The following is a 2,323-nucleotide window of genomic DNA, read 5'->3' as shown; positions in this document are numbered from 1 at the left end:
TGAACAATCGTCCCCGAAAATGTCTTGGCATTAAAACGCCCAATCAAGTATTTTTCGGGATTAACCCATCCGTTGCACTAGTGAGTTGAATCCGCGTATATTAATAGGTATCGATTTCTGAAGAAACAGAGGTCTGATGACTGCGGCTGATTTATTTTTGTTCCTGCTTCTCCTGGGTGCAAATGGCGCTCCCATAGCCACACGCCACCTGCTTGGTGAGCGCTGGAGATGGCCTTTGGATGGAGGCCGTCTGTTTGTTGATCAAAAACCATTGTTCGGCTCTTCCAAGACGGTGTCGGGAGTGGTGGTGGCCATTTTGACATGTGTATTCCTGGCGCTGCTCTTTGGCTATGGTTGGCGTGCAGGTTTCCTTGTCGGTAGTTTTGCGATGCTGGGGGATTTGTTCTCGAGTTTCATCAAGCGTCGTATGGGTATGCAGCCCAGCGCACCGGCGCTGTTACTGGACCAGGTGCCTGAATCACTTTTTCCTTTATTAGCCATTGCACCCCTGTTTGAACTTTCATGGATGAAGCTGGTGTTACTGATGCTGGCTTTTGTAATCGCAAGTTTTCTGCTATCGCGTCTTGCATACCACCTGGGTATACGGCGACATCCATACTGAATTCGGTAAATTCAGGCGCAGCGTAAGCGGTGCAGTGTGATTTCCGGCGGACAGTTGATGCGCACACTCACAATGCAAGTCCCTGCTCCTGCCGAGGTGTAACCTTGCATACTGTTATAACGCCAGGCACCTTTGCCCATGTGACGCGGTAATTTGGCATCCAGAGTGATCGGAACGCCGCCTGGAAGGCATATCTGCCCACCATGGGTGTGACCACAAAACATCGCATCGAAACCTGCATGGGCGGCTTGCCGATAAATTTCCGGTGTATGTGAAAGTAGCAGGGAGACATTGTCGGGAGGAATATTTTCCGCTGCTTTTTCGACATTATCCACACGGTAATAGTGGGGATCATCGACACCTGCCAGTGAGATTGACTCTTCCCCCCTGTGCAGCGAAACCTGTTCATTCAAAAGCATCTGGATGCCCATCGACTCCATGTCGGGCAGCATGCGAATGCTGTCGTGATTACCCAGGATTCCATACACTGGAGATGATAAGTTCTCGCAAAGTGTTTCCATCTCTTGCAGGACTCGTTCAAACGATCCGCTAGTCTGTGCCCGGTAATCACCTGTCAGTACACAGATATCATATTCAAGTTCACCAACAGTATTGATGAGTGCCTCCATTGCCGGTGGATTCATGTCGGCATGCAGGTCGCTCATATGGAGAATGGTGTAGCCATCAAATTCTGGTGGAAGGTTATCCAGGAGAATATCGTTGTTGCGCACATGGATATTGAGCGTATTGCGCCAACCACGCCCGTAAAAGCCAGTGATGCGTAATGTATAACGTATGAGTGAATGGATGGAATACCAGTTTTCCGGATGAAAGAAATTTAGTCCTCCACCAAAGACATGGTGCTCTTTATCGGTCTCTATGCCGAGACGTTGGCGGGCATGAATGGTGCCCAAACGTTTTTCGAGCTTTTGCAGTATCTCTTTTTGCATACCATCCCTTGCGCTGGATACACTATTATTTAAGTTTATACGGATTTCCTGGAAGAACCTCTTTCCATACTCTGTTTACTTCACCGCTTCCTTTGGTCAGTTCGTATGAGCCGCCAGCCTTTTTGAGCACCTTCAGGCACTTCAGTTTACCCTTATCTACCAATGAGTCTCTGAAAGAAAAGCATAGCTTGCCATTTGCAACTTTCCACTGGCCATGTGCTGGGTAGCCTGAACCTCCAGAGCTGCTTGAGGCGCCGCCCGTGGAGTCGACTTTCTCAACCAATTCTCCGTTCGCATTGAAATAGGTTTTGAATACGACTGTGTGTACCAGGTATTCGCTTTTTCTGCCCTGCAGCTTGCGGTGGCCTATAGCCGTACTGTTGCTGACCAGTTGTTTTATCTCTTTTCCGGATAAACGGGTATCAGCAAATGCGGTAGAAGCAGGCAATAGTAATGCAATTGCCAGAAATAGAGAGATAAGCACTTGTAAACATAGAATATTACTTTTTGTATTCATGGCTATTCTCCTCCATTTATACAGTCAGAACTGAATCGCAAAGAGTTCTCTTTGTTACGATTCATTCCTCTATTAACAGTTTAGTAAAATAAGCACCCGGTTTTACGGAGAAGTATTAAGAGGTGAGATTCAGTATGATCCTCCCCCAATAAGTTGGTCCACCCTTATGATGAGTAAAACGGAGGACCGAAAATGGGAATCAAACGACACAAACCGGAAGAAATCGTCCAGAAA

General features: G+C 47.4%; 3 protein-coding genes. 1 reads left to right on the top strand and 2 read right to left on the bottom strand.

From position 1 onward, the window contains the following. Nucleotides 1-136: 136 nt before the first annotated feature. On the top strand, nucleotides 137-622 hold the full coding sequence (locus BOW06_RS12780) for a CDP-archaeol synthase (protein ID WP_052132190.1): 486 nt from the start codon (nucleotides 137-139) through the stop codon (nucleotides 620-622). Between the two features lie 11 nt (nucleotides 623-633). On the opposite strand, the gene BOW06_RS12775 is transcribed toward BOW06_RS12780, so the two are convergent. Both BOW06_RS12775 and BOW06_RS12770 read right to left on the bottom strand, forming a co-directional pair. Then, nucleotides 634-1,572 (bottom strand): metallophosphoesterase, encoded by a 939-nt coding sequence (locus BOW06_RS12775; protein WP_078454871.1) that lies wholly within the window; start codon nucleotides 1,570-1,572, stop codon nucleotides 634-636. Between the two features lie 25 nt (nucleotides 1,573-1,597). Then, a complete protein-coding gene (locus BOW06_RS12770; protein WP_043117281.1) occupies nucleotides 1,598-2,089 on the bottom strand; it encodes a hypothetical protein in 492 nt (163 codons plus the stop codon). Nucleotides 2,090-2,323 lie beyond the last annotated feature (234 nt).

The organism is Solemya velum gill symbiont, assembly GCF_002020255.1.
In the GTDB taxonomy this organism is placed as follows: Bacteria; Pseudomonadota; Gammaproteobacteria; order Chromatiales; family Chromatiaceae.
Note: the sequence above shows the minus strand (reverse complement) of the source record. Positions and strands in the feature narration are given on the sequence as shown.

What these genes read in the sequence shown, in the direction of transcription:
- BOW06_RS12780 (WP_052132190.1), top strand. Translation starts at nt 137, where the DNA reads ATGACTGCGGCTGATTTATTTTTGTTCCTGCTTCTCCTGGGTGCAAAT.
- BOW06_RS12770 (WP_043117281.1), bottom strand. Translation starts at nt 2,089, where the DNA reads ATGAATACAAAAAGTAATATTCTATGTTTACAAGTGCTTATCTCTCTA.
- BOW06_RS12775 (WP_078454871.1), bottom strand. Translation starts at nt 1,572, where the DNA reads ATGCAAAAAGAGATACTGCAAAAGCTCGAAAAACGTTTGGGCACCATT.